The sequence below is a fragment of the Halorubrum sodomense genome, from assembly GCF_900111935.1.
GTDB classification, from domain to species: Archaea; Halobacteriota; Halobacteria; order Halobacteriales; family Haloferacaceae; genus Halorubrum; species Halorubrum sodomense.
Genome location: NZ_FOYN01000003.1, coordinates 72,711 through 86,528, shown reverse-complemented (window position 1 = coordinate 86,528; position 13,818 = coordinate 72,711). Strand labels below are relative to the sequence as shown.

General features: G+C 70.9%; 11 protein-coding genes. 6 read left to right on the top strand and 5 right to left on the bottom strand.

Annotation, left to right across the window (positions count from 1 at the left end):
- Positions 1 to 114: 114 nt before the first annotated feature.
- Positions 115 to 1,827: a COG1361 S-layer family protein gene (locus BM286_RS09845; RefSeq protein ID WP_092921580.1), complete on the bottom strand. Its 1,713-nt coding sequence runs from the start codon at positions 1,825 to 1,827 to the stop codon at positions 115 to 117.
- Between the two features lie 166 nt (positions 1,828 to 1,993).
- Between BM286_RS09845 and BM286_RS09840 the strand changes: the two genes are divergently transcribed.
- Positions 1,994 to 2,767: a TetR/AcrR family transcriptional regulator gene (locus BM286_RS09840; protein WP_092921578.1), complete on the top strand. Its 774-nt coding sequence runs from the start codon at positions 1,994 to 1,996 to the stop codon at positions 2,765 to 2,767.
- 34 nt (positions 2,768 to 2,801) lie between these two features.
- On the opposite strand, the gene BM286_RS09835 is transcribed toward BM286_RS09840, so the two are convergent.
- On the bottom strand, positions 2,802 to 3,503 hold the full coding sequence (locus tag BM286_RS09835; RefSeq protein WP_092921576.1) for an HD domain-containing protein: 702 nt from the start codon (positions 3,501 to 3,503) through the stop codon (positions 2,802 to 2,804).
- Positions 3,504 to 3,686: 183 nt separating this feature from the next.
- Here BM286_RS09835 and BM286_RS09830 point away from each other — a divergent pair, with 183 nt between their 5' ends.
- The gene (locus BM286_RS09830) at positions 3,687 to 4,613 is read left to right on the top strand and encodes a cation diffusion facilitator family transporter (RefSeq protein ID WP_092921574.1); all 927 of its coding nucleotides are present in this window, start codon (positions 3,687 to 3,689) and stop codon (positions 4,611 to 4,613) included.
- 67 nt (positions 4,614 to 4,680) lie between these two features.
- Positions 4,681 to 5,385 (top strand): YqjF family protein, encoded by a 705-nt coding sequence (locus BM286_RS09825; RefSeq protein ID WP_092921572.1) that lies wholly within the window; start codon positions 4,681 to 4,683, stop codon positions 5,383 to 5,385.
- 45 nt (positions 5,386 to 5,430) lie between these two features.
- Here the strand turns inward: BM286_RS09825 and BM286_RS09820 are convergent, their stop codons facing one another.
- Positions 5,431 to 6,726 carry a Glu/Leu/Phe/Val family dehydrogenase gene (locus BM286_RS09820; protein ID WP_092921570.1) on the bottom strand — a complete coding sequence of 432 codons (1,296 nt, stop codon included), beginning with the start codon at positions 6,724 to 6,726 and terminating at the stop codon, positions 5,431 to 5,433.
- Positions 6,727 to 6,898: 172 nt separating this feature from the next.
- Between BM286_RS09820 and BM286_RS09815 the strand changes: the two genes are divergently transcribed.
- Both BM286_RS09815 and BM286_RS09810 read left to right on the top strand, forming a co-directional pair.
- Positions 6,899 to 7,363, top strand: a complete 465-nt coding sequence (locus BM286_RS09815) for a PH domain-containing protein (RefSeq protein WP_092921568.1) — start codon at positions 6,899 to 6,901, stop codon at positions 7,361 to 7,363.
- Positions 7,360 to 9,405 carry a PH domain-containing protein gene (locus BM286_RS09810; protein ID WP_092921565.1) on the top strand — a complete coding sequence of 682 codons (2,046 nt, stop codon included), beginning with the start codon at positions 7,360 to 7,362 and terminating at the stop codon, positions 9,403 to 9,405. Before BM286_RS09815 ends, BM286_RS09810 begins: the two co-directional genes overlap by 4 nt.
- A gap of 21 nt (positions 9,406 to 9,426) precedes the next feature.
- Here the strand turns inward: BM286_RS09810 and BM286_RS09805 are convergent, their stop codons facing one another.
- Complete coding sequence (locus tag BM286_RS09805) at positions 9,427 to 10,572, bottom strand: acyl-CoA dehydrogenase family protein (protein WP_092921563.1); 1,146 nt, start codon at positions 10,570 to 10,572, stop codon at positions 9,427 to 9,429.
- A gap of 177 nt (positions 10,573 to 10,749) precedes the next feature.
- Between BM286_RS09805 and BM286_RS09800 the strand changes: the two genes are divergently transcribed.
- Positions 10,750 to 11,811 (top strand): phytoene/squalene synthase family protein, encoded by a 1,062-nt coding sequence (locus tag BM286_RS09800; protein ID WP_092921561.1) that lies wholly within the window; start codon positions 10,750 to 10,752, stop codon positions 11,809 to 11,811.
- 39 nt (positions 11,812 to 11,850) lie between these two features.
- Here the strand turns inward: BM286_RS09800 and BM286_RS09795 are convergent, their stop codons facing one another.
- On the bottom strand, positions 11,851 to 13,809 hold the full coding sequence (locus BM286_RS09795; RefSeq protein WP_092921559.1) for a DEAD/DEAH box helicase: 1,959 nt from the start codon (positions 13,807 to 13,809) through the stop codon (positions 11,851 to 11,853).
- Positions 13,810 to 13,818: the final 9 nt, after the last annotated feature.

Genomic DNA, 13,818 nt, shown 5'->3' with positions numbered 1-13,818 from the left:
GTCCGTCGTCGCACTGTCCGTCGTCGCGCCGTCCGTCGTCGCGCCGTCCCGGATCCCGTCGCTCGGCGATCGCCCGACGGCCGATCCGGAGCGGTACCTCGTTCCCTCATCCGATCACCGCCGTCGGTACCAGACGGCGCCGCCGAGCACGGCGGCGACGAGCAGGACGCCGACGACGATGGGGCCGGTCGGCGCGCCCCCGTCGTCGGTGGCGGCGGTCACCGTGACCGGGACCTGCGTGATGTCCGAGATGCGGTCGTTGCCTCGCTCGTCGTCGTACCGGAAGTCGAACTCGATCGGGTGTGCCTCGACGCTCGCGCTCGGCGCGGCGGCGACCTCGAACCAGATGTCCGCGGACTCGCCCGGTTCGAGGTCGTCGACGAACGCCTCCTCGTTCACCGCCGTCAGCGGGCTGTCGGCGTATAGCCCGGCGTTGATCGACGACAGCGTCTCCGGCCGTCGGTTCGTGATCGTGACATTGATCCGACGGGTCTCGCCGGCCGGGACGGTGGCGTTGTCGACGGCGAGCTCGAACTCGGGCTGTCTCGGGGCGACCTCGACGCGGCGCGCCGCCTCGGCCGTCGCCGTCGCGTCGCCGCTGTCGTACCGGGTGGTGAACCGGAACTGCCGGGGACCGGGGTCGGCGCTCCCGCTCACGGCGGCGTCGAACGAGAACGCCGCGGACTCGCCCGGCGGGATCCTCGGGAGCGCGTACCGGCTCTCACCGAGGCTCACGCCGTTGCTCCCGGAGTCCGCGACGAGGACCGCGTTCTCGACGGGGAGCGGCCCCTCGTTCGTGATCGTCCCGGAGACGGTGCCGGAGTAGCCGACCTCGAGCGTTCCGGACACGTTGTCCAGCGAGAACGACTGCTCGCGGACCGGGACGACGCCGGCGCGCGCGGGCGCCGCGGTCTCGGCGATCCCGTTCGGGTCGCGGTAGTCGACGGTCGACGAGATCGCGTACGCGCCGCCGCCGAACGCCTCGCTGACCGACGAGTCGAACGTCACCGTCCGGTTCTCGCCGGGCGCCCAGTCGCCGACGAAGGACTGGCCGCCGCCCTCGCCGGCCCCGAGCCGGACGCCCGGACTGGTCGTCGTTCCGGAGACGACCGCGTCGCGGGCGGTCTCGTCGCCGACGTTCGCCATCGTGACGGTCACGTCGCCGCTCCCGCCGACCTGGGCGTCGGTGTCGGTCTCGAGGACCGCGAACCGCGCGCCGTCGTCGACGACGATCGTCAGGTCGAACTCGTCGATGCCGCGCCGGTCCTTGTGGTCGTTGAACTCGGGGATGATCTCGAAGGTGTACCGGTAGCGAGCGGTCGCCTCGACCTCGTACGTTCCGTCCGGCACGTCGTCGGGCACGGTCACGTCGAGCGGAACGGAGACCGGGCTCGCGGCGGTCGGGACGTTTCCGACCGGGATCTCGCCGTCCTCGACGTCGATCGGGACGTCGCTGTCGTCGATCGCCAAGGTCAGCCCGCGCGCGGTCGTGACCCGGGAGTCGAGCTGGTTGCCGATCTCCATCTCGCCGGTGTTGACGATGTCGATCGTCACGGTCGATTCGGCGCCGCCGGGGACCGAGCGCTGCGAGACGAACAGGTCCAGCACCGGCGAGCCGCGGATCTGCCTCGCGGTCGGCTCGGAGCCGGCCTGTGCGACGGCACCGTCGGCGATCGGTCCGTCGACACCAGCGAACGCGGCTGCGTCGCCGCCGGCCGCGGTCCCCGCGCTCGGCGCCGCGGCCCCCGCCAGCGAGACGCCGACGAGCAGCGCGCTCGCGGCGACGACGGCGAGCGCGGCGGTCGCGAGCCGCGTCGACCGGCTCATCGGTCTCCTCCGCCGGCTCCCCGAGCGGCTCCGGTCGCGCGCGCCGCCCGGTCACATCGTGACGCATCGGAACGAGTCATACGGTCCGCTCGGCCCCCCGATCAATAAGCTTGTTGAATGAACGTTCAATCAGGAACGATATATATCGCGCCCGTCAACGGGGCGTATGAACGACCCGTTCGCGGAGCCGTCGGACACTCGGCAGGCGATCCTCGGCGCGGCGTTCCGCGCGCTCTGTGAGCACGGGTACGCGGACGTCACGATCCAGCGGATCGGCGACGAGTTCGACAAGAGCCCGTCGCTGGTGTACCATCACTACGACGGGAAAGACGACCTGCTGATCGATCTCATGGGCTACCTCCTCGACGAGTTCGAGGCGTCCATCGCCGACGGGGCCGCCGCGGAACGGTCGGGGAACGGCGCGGAGCGGTCGGAGAACGGCGCGGAGCGGTCGGAAGAGGGCGGAGCGGCCGAGAGTGAGGTCCCGGAGGTGGCGCCGGAGGAGGCCTTCGACCGCTCGGCGCGGGAACAGCTCGACGGCTACCTCACCGCCGCCGTCGACCCCGCGTCGCTCGACGACCCGTACGCGCCCGACGAGCGGTTCGTCACGGTGATGACCGAACTGCGTTCGCAGGCCGCGAGCGACGAGGCGTACCGCGACCACTTCGACCGCAGCGACCGCGTCTTCGGCGAGTACCTCGAACGGCTCGTCCGCGAGGCGGCGGCCGAGGTCCCCCGGGACGCCGCGGGAGCCACGGACGACGACCGGTCCGTCGCCGCGTCGGAGGTGGCCGCGACGCTCCAGACGTTCGCGACCGGCGGGATGTTCCGCTGGGCGACGACGAGCGACGAGGCGTGGGTCGCGGACTCGCGCGCCGGAATCGACCGCTACCTTGAGTCGATGCTGCCGCTCGTCGAGACCACCGGTTCGGACGAGTAACGGTCGGAGGCGCCGTCGACGGCCTGCGACGAACTCAGCGGTCGGTGACGCCCTCGGCGTCCATCCGGGACACCTCCTCTTCGAGCCACTCGCGGAGCCACTTCACGCGCTTGATGCGCTGGTGGGCGATGCCCTCTGCGGTGTCGGAGACGACGCGCTCGGTGTGGTCGTGCGCGCGCTGGAGCACGCGGTCGACCATCTTCGCGGCGTCCATGTGCGTGCGCGACTCGTATCCCATCCGCAACAGCATGAGGACGGCGCCGTTGGCGCCGACCTTGTCGAGCACGTCGGCCTCGATCAGACACCGGCTCTCCAAGGGCACGTCGTCGAGGTCGCCCGTGTACGAGTGGTCGACGACCGCCCCGCACACCTCCTCGATGAACGACTCGGGGTAGTTGCCGCGGCTCTGGAGGTACTCGCGGGTGACGCGCGCGCCGGCCTCCGCGTGGACGTCCTGTTCGGCCTCCAGCTTGGCGACGTCGTGGAAGACGGCGGCGACCCGGACGACGTCGACGTCGGCGCCCTCGGCCTCCGCGATTTCGGTCGCGAGGTCGACGACGTTGAGGATGTGATTGAAGCGGTACGACGACGAGTGCCAGGGGTACCAGCGCATGCGTCCGCCGTCGTCCTCGCCCTCGACGCTGGCCGCGAGGTAGTCGCGGACGAACCCCTTCATCTCCTCGAAATCCTCGTCGCTCACCTCGGTTTCCTTAATTTCGACGCCCACGGGGACCACCTCGGACGAAAAGATCGTGATTCATTACCGTATCCGAGGAGCGTTTCGGTCTTAGGCGTTACGACGGAGTCCTCGGGCCGAAACGGCGTCGAAACCGAGCGACGCGAGGGGCGCTTCCGGACGAGGGGGCGACGGTCGACCCGACGCGGGACCCTTAACAGCGTCCGGGGCCCACCGGTGCCTATGTCGAGCCCCTTCGGGAACGGCGACCGCGCCCGGTTCCAGCGGGCGGCGGCGGTGAACGTCGCCGGCAACGCGGTGAAGATCGCGGTCGTGGGCGCGGCGGGACTCGCGTTCGGCAGCGTCGCGCTGCTGGCCGACGCCGCCCACTCCGTCGCCGACCTCGTCGCCAGCGCGGTCGTGTTCGTCTGGGGGGGATCGCGGTACGAGAGCGCGGACGAGACCCACCCGCACGGTCACCAGCGGATCGAACCGCTGACGGCGCTGTTCGTCGGCGCGACGGTCGCGATCCTCGGACTGATCCTGTTGCGCGAGTCGGCGCTTGGGCTCGTCGGCCCGGTCGAGGTGCGGGCCAGTCCGGTCCTCGTCGCCGCGCTGCTCTTCGCGATGGCCGACATGTACCTGCTGTACCGATACACGGAGCGGGTGAACGCGGACCTCGGATCGACCGCGCTGACCGCCCTCGCGGCCGACTGCCTCAACGACATCTACACCACCGTCGCGGCGCTGGTCGGCGTGTTCGGCGTGTTCCTCGACGTCCCGATCCTCGATCCGGTCGCCGGGGCGCTCGTCAGCGTCCTCGTCGTCTACCAGGGCGTCGAGATCGGTCGCGAGAACGTCACGTACCTCGTCGGCGGCGCGCCGCCGCCCGGCGACCGCGACCGCGTCGTCGCCTCGCTCCGCGACCACCCGGCCGTCGAAGGCGTCCACGACCTGACCGTGTTCTACGACGGGACCGACCTGGAGGTCGAGGTCCACGTGGAGGTCGACGGGGAGATGACGCTCCGAGAGGCGCACGACGTCGAGACGGAACTCGTCACGAGCCTCCGCGCGCTGACCGACGTGGGCGACGTCCACGTCCACCTCGATCCCTCCGGCGTCGGCGAGTGGAAAGACGCGCCGGAGGGCTCCGACGCGTCACGGGAGTGACCGCCCGCCCCGGGGCGAACCCGCCGGCGGCGTGCGAGTTTTGTCCGCCCGTCCCCTGCGATCCGGTATGCTCGGTCGCCGCTGGCTGGAGATGACGTGGCGCGACGGTCTGTTCGCGCACTGGCCCGTCGACCCGTCGAGCGTCGCCGCGGCGCTGCCCGACGGGCTGTCGGTCGCGACCCACGACGGCGACGCCTACCTCGGGGTCGTCTCGTTCGTGATGGACGACGTCCGCCCGCGAGGGGTCCCGATTGGGCTGTCGTTCCCCGAACTCAACCTCCGGACCTACGTCGAGGGGCCGGACGGGCCGGGCGTCTACTTCCACAGCCTCGACGCCGACGACCGGATCGGCGTCGCCGTCGCCCGCGGGCTGTTCCGCCTCCCGTACTACCGCGCCGAGACCGACGTCCGGCTCACCGCCACCGACGGCGGGTTCGACGCCGTCCGATTCGCGAGCCGTCGCGTCCACGAGGGCGCTCCGCACGCGCGGTTCGACGCGACATACGGGCCGGCCGGTGAGGCGTTCACGCCCGAGACGGGGTCGCTGCCGGCGTTCCTGCTGGAGAACTACCGGTTTTACACCGCCGGCTCGGAGGGACGGCTGTACGTCGGCGAGATCGACCACGAGCGGTGGACGCTGCGCCCGGCCGAGGCGGAGATCCGGGCGAACACGCTGTTCGCGGCGAACGGCTTCGATCGGCCCGACGGCGAGCCGCTGCTCCACTACGCCGAGCCGCTCGCGGTTACCGCGGACCGGATCAGGCGCGCCTGACGGGGGGCGAGGCGCTCGCGGGGAGAACGGATCGAGAGAGGGCGGTTACGGGAAGAGCCCGCGGTACTCGTGGGCCTTCGCGGTGCGCTCCAAGGCGAGCGTGTACGCGGCGGTCCGCAGGTCGGGCAGCCCCTCGGTGTCGTACTGCTCGATCGTCTCGTCGAACGCGGTTCCGATGCGGCGCTCCAGTTCGGCGTTGACCGTCTCCAGCGGCCAGGAGAACTCCTGTGCGTTCTGGACCCACTCGAGGTACGAGACGATGACGCCGCCCGCGTTGGCGAGGATGTCCGGCACGACCTGGATGTCGCGCTCGGTGAGCGCCTTGTCCGCGGCGACCGTCGTCGGCCCGTTGGCGGCCTCGACGATCGCGGACGCCCGGAGGTCGTCGACGTTGTCGGCGGTGATCACGCCCTCGACGGCCGCCGGGATGAGCACGTCGACGTCGAGGGTCAGAAGCTCCGCGTTGGTGATCGCGTCCGGGTCGTCCCACCGGGAGTCGCCCTCGCCGGCGCTCCCTCGGAGGTCGCCCGCGACGTACTCCTCGATCAGCCCGCCGGCGTCGACGTGCGCGCCGAGCGCCGCCACGTCGAGGCCGTCGGGGTCGTAGGCCGCCCCCGACACGTCCGAGGTGGCGACCACGTTGGCGCCGGACTCGTCGAGGAGCCGGGCCGCGTTCGACCCGACGTTGCCGAACCCCTGGATCGCGACCGTGGCGTCGGTGAGGTCACGGTCGAGGTACTCGAAGAGGCGCTCGGTGACGAGCGAGACCCCGCGGCCGGTCGCCTCCACCCGGCCCGGCGTCCCGCCGATCTCCAGCGGCTTCCCGGTGACGACCTGCGGGACCGAGTACCCCTCGTACATCGAGTAGGTGTCCATCATCCACGCCATCGTCTGCGGGTTCGTGTTCATGTCCGGCGCGGGGACGTCGACTTCGGGCCCGATCATCCGGCGGATCCCCTCGGTGTACCGCCGGGTGAGCCGTTCGAGGTCGCGGTCGGTGAGCTCTTTCGGCTCGCAGATCACGCCCCCCTTCGCGCCGCCGTACGGGAGGTCGACCAAGGCGGTTTTCCAGGTCATCCAGCCGGCGAGCGCCTCGACCTCGCGCTGGCTGACCGACGGGTGGAACCGGACGCCGCCCTTGAACGGCCCGCGGGCGCTGTCGAACTGACAGCGGTACCCCTCGAACACCTCGACCTCGCCGGACTCCAGCTCCACCGGGAGCGTCACCTTCAGCGTGCGCTCCGGGTGTTTGAGCCGCTCGAACACCCCGTGATCCACGTCTGCGTACTCCTCGGCGCGGTCCATCTGAGCGAGCATGTTCTCGAACGGGTCGTCGGCCATGGCCGGCACGACTCGATCGCCCGGGATATCGGTTTCGGCAAGTATCGCCTTCGGTAGAGATTTCCTACCACGGATCGTCGACCGCCTGTCACCGACCGCTTCCGACCGGACTTATACGTCGGGGACCGCAATCGCCGGCTATGACACACGGACACGCGACGGGGGACCGTCGATGACGGCACAGACGCTCCACCCCCGAGTCCAGATCGTGTGGGCCCTCCGCGCGGTGCTGCTCTCGGCGCTGATCACCGCCCCGTTCGTCGGCGGCGTGTACTTCGAGTACCTCCCGAGGTGGGCGCCGGTGGCGGTCGGCGCCGTCGCGTTGACGCTCACCGTCGGGCACGCGCTGCTCCGGTACCGCCGCTGGAGCTACGAGATCCGCGAGGACGCGATCCACCTCGACCGCGGCGTCATCACGCAGGTGCGGACGACGGTGCCGCTGGTGCGGATCCAGCACGTCGACTCCCGCCGCAGCCCGATAGAACGGGCGGTCGGGCTCGCCTCCTGCGTGGTGTACACGGCGGGGTCGCGGGGGGCCGACGTCCGGATCCCGGGACTCACGCCGGACGGCGCGAGCGACCTCCGCGAGGAGCTGAAGCGGCTGGCGATCCGCGCCGACGGGGAGGACGCGGTGTGAAGCTGGCGCCCCAGTCGGTCCCGTACCGCGCGCTCCAGAAGGCGGCCGGGACCGCCGTCGCGCTGTTCGTCATCGTGAACAGCGGCGGGTTCGGGCTCCCGATCGCGGTCGCCGGCGGCGCCGCCATCCTCGTCGCGATGTTCGCCTACGAGGTCGCGTACTACCGCCGCTTCGAGTACGTCCTCACCGAGGACACGCTCGACATCTCCTCCGGCGTGATCTCGCGGCGCGAGCGGGAGATCCCGTACCGGCGGATCCAGAACGTCGACGTGAGCCGAGGCGTGATCCAGCGCGCGATCGGCGTCGCCGCGGTCGACTTAGAGACCGCCGGGGGCTCGAGCACCGAGGGGTCGATCCGGTTCGTCACGCCCGAGGAGGCGACCCGGCTCCAGCGCGAGGTCCAGCGCCGGAAGTCCGGCGTCGACCGCCCGGCCGACGCGGGCGAGGGGGCGGCGACCGACGCCGACGCGGTCGAGGGCGGCCGCGACGACGCGTTCGCCCCGAACGAGGAGGAGCTGTTCGCCATCTCCCCCGGCGAACTCGCCCTGGTCGGGGCGCTGTCGTTCGACGGGCGCCTGATCGGGCTGTTGGCGTTCCTCAGTTCCGGGTCGTTCCCGGTGCTGTCGAACTTCCTGCCGGAGACATCCGCCGTCGCGGTGACCGCGACCGCGATCGTCGGCGTCGCGCTCCTGTTTCTCGCCTCGTGGCTCATCGGTGCGGGCGTCGCCTTCTCGAACTACTACGGGTTCCGGCTCGCGCGTGCTGGAGACGAACTCCGCTACGAGCGCGGCCTGTTCCGCCGGTACAGCGGATCGATCCCGACCGAGAAGGTCCAGACGCTACGGATCACGGACAACCCGGCCAAGCGCGCGCTCGGCTACGCGAGCCTCTCTATCGAGACCGCGGGGTACGCCCCCGGACAGGACTCCGAGTCCGGCAACCAGTCCGCCGTGCCGATCGCGGCGACCGACCGCGTCTACCGGCTCGCACACGAGATCGAATCGTTCGGCTCGCCAGAGTTCAATCGCCCGCCGAAGCGGATCCGATGGCGGTACGTCATCCGGTACGCGATGATCGTCGGCGCGCTCACGGGGATCGCGTACGGCGCGAACTGGTACCTCTCGGAAACGCTCCCCTGGTACGGGGTCGCCGCGCTCTTCTTAGTCGTCCCGCCGGCGGCGCACCTGAAGTGGAAACACCGCGGCTACTGGCTCGGGGAAGACCACCTCCTCACGCGGAACGGGTTCTGGAGCCGGACCGTCGCGGTCGTCCCGTACTACCGGATCCAGAACGTGATCGACAGCCGGACCGTGTTCCAGCGTCGGTGGGGGGTCGCGACGATCGTCGCCGACACGGCGGGGTCCGGATCGCTGACCGGCACCGACGCCGCGGCGGTCGACTTCGAGCTCGACGAGGCCGAGTCGCTGAAGGAGACGCTCACCGAACGCCTCGCGACCGCCGTCGCGGCGCGGCGTGGCGAAGGGCCCGGCTCCTTCGAGTGGATCGACGACGACGAGGGAGTCGGCGTCGGCGGACGGACCGGCGGGGACGAAGGATTCGGCGGCACCGAAGAGGCCGGAACGGAGGAGGAAGTCGGAGACACCGAAGAGGCGGGAACGGAGGAGGAAGTCGGGGACACCGAAGAGGCGGGAAGCGACCGGACCGGCGGCGGCGGCGGACCCGTCGAGGACGTGGTCGTCGACGCGGAAGCGGACGAGGGGTCGACCGAGGAGCCTCCGGACGAAGACCTCGACGTCCCCGACGACGGCGTCGTCCGCCCGGATTTCTCGCCGAGCGATCGCGACTACTCGGAGCCCGCGGAGCGGATCGACACGGGCGAGTACGCGGTCGACCAGAATCCGTCGGACGCCGACGTCGCACACGGGCCGGGACCAGGAGCCGAGCGCGGCGATACGGAGAGAACGAACGACGACGGCGAGGACGGCGACGGCGAGGATGACCACGGCGAGGACGGCGACGGCGAGAACGACGACGGCGGGGACGGCGACGGCGAGGACGACGACGGTGATCCGAGGGCCTGACCGGCGCGGCCGACAATCGCCCTACTCGTCGAGCAACTGCTGGGCGATCGTGTTACGTAACACTTCGCTCGTCCCCTCGTAGATCTCCGAGAGCTTCGCGTCGCGGTAGTATCGCTCGGCGGGGAAGTCCTTGGTGTAGCCGTAGCCGCCGTGGATCTGGATCCCCTCGTTGGCGACCTCGCGCGCGATCTCGGAGGCGTACAGCTTCGCCTGCGCCGCCTCCTTGATGTAGTCCTCGTCGCGCATCTTCAAGTCGGCCGCCTCGTGCATCAGCAGCTCCGCCGCGCGGGCCTTCGTGTCCATGTCCGCGAGCTTGTGCTGGATCGCCTGGAAGTCGCTGATCGGCCGGTCGAACTGCTCGCGCTGCTGGGCGTACGACTTCGCCTCATTGAGGGCGGCGCGCGCGATGCCGACCGACCGGGCCGCGATCGTGATCCGGCCGCCGTTAAGCGTCTTCAGCGCCTGAACGAACCCCTCGCCCTCCTCGCCGAGCCGCCGCTCTTCGGGGATCCACATGTCGTCGAAGCGGAGTTCCGCGGTCGGACACCCCTTGTCGCCGAGCTTGTCCTCCGTCCCCTCGACGACGAACCCGTCGTCCTCCTCCGGGCGCACGACGAACGACGAGATGCCCTTCCGGCCGGCGTCGGGATCGGTCTTGGCGAACAGCGTGACCGTGTCCGCGACGGAGCCGTTCGAGATCCAGAGCTTCCCGCCGTTGACGGTGTAGCCGTCGCCGTCGCGCTCCGCGGCGGTCGACATGGCCGGGACGTCGGAACCGGCCTCGGCCTCCGAGAGCGCGAACGCGCCGATCTCCTCGCCGGTGTTGAGCGCGGTGAGGTACGCCTCCTTCTGGGTCTCGTCACCGAACTCGTAGAGCATGTTCCCGGCCAGCGACGTGTGTGCCGCGACGACGGTTCCGAGTCCGCCGGAACCTCGGGAGATCTCCTCGAGCCCGATCGCGTAGCTGTGGTAGTCGAGACCGGCGCCCTCGTACTCGACCGGGAAGGGCATGCCCATGAGCCCGAGGTCGGCCATGTCGTCGATCAGGTCGGCGGGGAACTCGTCCTCCTCGTCGATCTCGGCCGCGCGCGGGACGACCTCCTCGTCGACGAACTCCGCGACCGTGTCGCGGATCTGGCGCTGCTCTTCGGTGAGCGTGAACTCCATGCCGGAGCGTTCGGCCGAGCGGACTTAGCCGTTTCCACACGATTGTACACGGGTTGTCGGTTCGTCGGAGCGAGCGGGCTCGCAGTCGTGCGATTTCGGCGCCTCCGTCGACGAGTCGCGGCCGACCGCCGTTCCACGAGGCTTTTTATGCGTTGTGCCGTAAAGACTGCCAACTGAATGAGCGGACGTGAACACGGCCCCGATGCGGCCGACCTCGCGTGGTGTCACGAGGCGGTCCAAGGGGTCTCGCGGACCTTCGCGCTGACCGTCGACGTGTTAGAGGAGCCGATGGCCTCGCAGATCTGCGTCGGCTACCTCCTCTGTCGCGTCGCGGACACGGTGGAAGACGCCGGTCACATCCCGCCGGACGCCCAGAGCGACGTGTTGCGGACGTATCGACGAGCGATCGACCCGGACGACGAGACGGACATCGGGGAGTTCCGCGAGGCGGTCGACGAGTGGCTGCCGGCGGAGCTCGACGACGACTGGACCGTCGTCGCGGAGGCGCCCACCATCGCGGCGACGTTCGAAGAGCTCGATCCGGACGCGCAGGAGGCGATCGTTCCCCCGGTGTTGGAGATGGTCGACGGGATGGCGATGTTCGTCGACCGTCACGCCACCGAGGGCGGGCTCCGTATCGACGACCGCGACGAGTTGGAGCAGTACTGCTACTACGCGGCCGGCACCGTCGGCAACCTCATCACGAACCTGCTCACCCGCGGCGACGTCGGCGAGGAGCGCGCGGAGCGCCTGCGGGAGACCGCCGAGGAGTTCGGCCTCCTCTTACAGCTCGTGAACGTCTCCAAGGACGTCTACGACGACTACACCGAGGAGAACAACGTCTACCTCCCCGCCGAGTGGCTCGAGGCGGAGGGGGTCGATCAGGAGCGCGTCGTTCACCCCGAAAACCGGGAGTCGTCCGCGCGCGTGGTCGACCGCACCGCCGACTACGCCCGGTCGTTCCTCGACGACGCGCAGGCGTACCTCGAGACGATGCCGCTCTCGAACGGGAACACCCTCGAGGCGTGGACGGTCCCGTACCTGCTCGCGGTCGGCACCCTCCGCGAACTCGGGACCCGTCCGGAGGACGCGCTCACTGAGACCGGCGTGAAGGTCTCCAGACAGGAGGTGTTCGCGGTGATGTCCGCCGCGAGCGACGTCGGCCGCGACTCGCTCGCAGAACTACGGCAGACGATCGCCCGGACCCCGTTCCACCGGACGGTCGGATCGGCCGACTGACCGCCGACGCCGGGGTCGTCGCTTCTTCTCGCCCGTCTCTCACAGCCGCGACCGCGCCCGCGACACCGCGGGGACGCTGACGCCGATCGTCTCCCCGAGCGCCTCGGCCGCGCTCAGCAGCCACTCCGCGCGTTCGACTCGCGAGTCGAGGTCGCCGGGGCCGATCCGGTAGCGCTCGACGAGTTCCTCGACGGTCGCGCCGCCGATCCACTCGTCCAGGATGCGCGCCGTCTTCACCGACTCCAGCCATCCCTCGAAGTCGTCCGGCTCGGTCATATCGGTCGTCAGGGTGGCGGCGTTGCGCCGCGCGAACCGGTAGATGTCGGCGCGTTCCTCGTTCCCCAAGTAGGTGTCTCGCATGTCCGGCGTGTCGCAGATCACCTCGAAGGCGGTGAGCGTCGTCGCGTCCGAGAGGCCGGCCGCGGCCCGGAGGCCGGCGACGATCCGCTCGCCGGTCTCGGGGCGGACGTACTGCTTCGAGGTGGTCTCGCCGACCGCCGTCGCGACCAGGCGATAGTCCTCGACGCCGCCCGTCTCCCGCGCGACCATCCCGGCCGCGACGAGGTCGTCGACCGCGACGGCGACCGCGTCCGCGAGGCCGCCCGCGCCCGTCTCCCGGGCGTAGAACGTCCCCTCGAAGACATCGAGGATCTCCGTCTCGGTCGCCGCGAACCCCGTCGCGATCGCGGCGAGGACGTGCGTCCGGAGCGCGCCCGGATCGGCCAGCTGCGACTCGACGGCCTCGGGATCGCCGTCGACGTACCGCTCGCGTACTTCCGCCCGCGTGTCGGCGTCGGCGACGAGGACGGCCTCCCCGTGCGGGTCGAGGCCGGGCCGGCCGGCACGGCCGCACATCTGGTGGACCTCGAGCGTCGGGACCCACGCCATGCCGCCCTCCCCGTACCGGCGCTGGTCGCGGACGACGACGCGTCGGGCGGGAACGTTGATACCGGCCGCGAGCGTGGGCGTGGCGCAGATACAGGCGACGTCACGCTCGCGGAACGCCGCCTCGACGACCGATCGGTGCCCCGACCGGAGTCCGGCGTGGTGGAACGCGACGCCGGCGCGCAGGCAGTCCGCGAGCTGTCGTCCGGTGATCGTGCCGTCGACCTCGGTGACCTCCTCGGCCGCCGCGTCGGCCGCGTCCTCGATCCCCAACGCCGCAGCGAGCCCGTCGTCCGCGAGCCGCTCCGCGAGGGCGACCGCCTCGCGGCGGGAGCGGACGAACGCGAGACACTGGCCGCCCTGCGCGACCGCGTCACCGACCAGAGCCGCCGTGACGTCGGTCGGGTCGGTCTCGCCGTCAGCGTCGGCTCCGGTCCCGGCGCTGTCGACGTCGACCGTCAGTTTCGTTCCGTCGTCGAACGCGATCTCGCCGCCGACGGCGACGCCGGTTCGCAGGTCGACCGGACGCCAGTCGGACTCGACGAGGGCGGCGTCGAGCCAGTCCGCGATCGCGTCGGGGTTGTCGACGGTCGCGGAGAGCGCGACCGTCTGGAGGTCGGGGTTCCGGCGGCGGAGCGTCGCCAGCGTCACTTCGAGGGTCGGCCCGCGCCGCTCCGCGCCGAGCAGGTGGACCTCGTCGACGACGACGCACGCCAGTTCGTCGACCCACGACGCGCCGTTGCGGATCGCGGAGTCCACCTTCTCGCTCGTGGCGACGACGACGTCGTTGCCCGCGAGCGCCTCGCCCGTCGCGTCGAAGTCGCCGGTGGAGATGCCCACGTCGACGCCGGGCAACGCAGCGAACGTCTCGTACTTCTCTCTGGCGAGCGCGCGGAGCGGACAGACGTACAGGCCGGGCCCCGCCGCGGTCAACAGCGCCAGTTGGGCGACGAACGTCTTTCCCGACGCGGTCGGCACCGCCGCGACGACGTCGGCGCCCTCGCAGACGCCCGCCTCGACCGCCGCGCGCTGCGGCGGGTACAGCTCGCGCACGCCGCGCTCGGCGAAGTGATCGACGACGGACTGGGAAAGCGGCAGGTCCCGGACGCGCATGTGAACACG

Bases quoted from the DNA above. Each gene is read 5' to 3' on its own strand.
- BM286_RS09800 (WP_092921561.1), top strand. From the start codon at position 10,750: ATGAGCGGACGTGAACACGGCCCCGATGCGGCCGACCTCGCGTGGTGT.
- BM286_RS09795 (WP_092921559.1), bottom strand. From the start codon at position 13,809: ATGCGCGTCCGGGACCTGCCGCTTTCCCAGTCCGTCGTCGATCACTTC.
- BM286_RS09830 (WP_092921574.1), top strand. From the start codon at position 3,687: ATGTCGAGCCCCTTCGGGAACGGCGACCGCGCCCGGTTCCAGCGGGCG.
- BM286_RS09825 (WP_092921572.1), top strand. From the start codon at position 4,681: ATGCTCGGTCGCCGCTGGCTGGAGATGACGTGGCGCGACGGTCTGTTC.
- BM286_RS09845 (WP_092921580.1), bottom strand. From the start codon at position 1,827: ATGAGCCGGTCGACGCGGCTCGCGACCGCCGCGCTCGCCGTCGTCGCC.
- BM286_RS09820 (WP_092921570.1), bottom strand. From the start codon at position 6,726: ATGGCCGACGACCCGTTCGAGAACATGCTCGCTCAGATGGACCGCGCC.
- BM286_RS09805 (WP_092921563.1), bottom strand. From the start codon at position 10,572: ATGGAGTTCACGCTCACCGAAGAGCAGCGCCAGATCCGCGACACGGTC.
- BM286_RS09840 (WP_092921578.1), top strand. From the start codon at position 1,994: ATGAACGACCCGTTCGCGGAGCCGTCGGACACTCGGCAGGCGATCCTC.
- BM286_RS09815 (WP_092921568.1), top strand. From the start codon at position 6,899: ATGACGGCACAGACGCTCCACCCCCGAGTCCAGATCGTGTGGGCCCTC.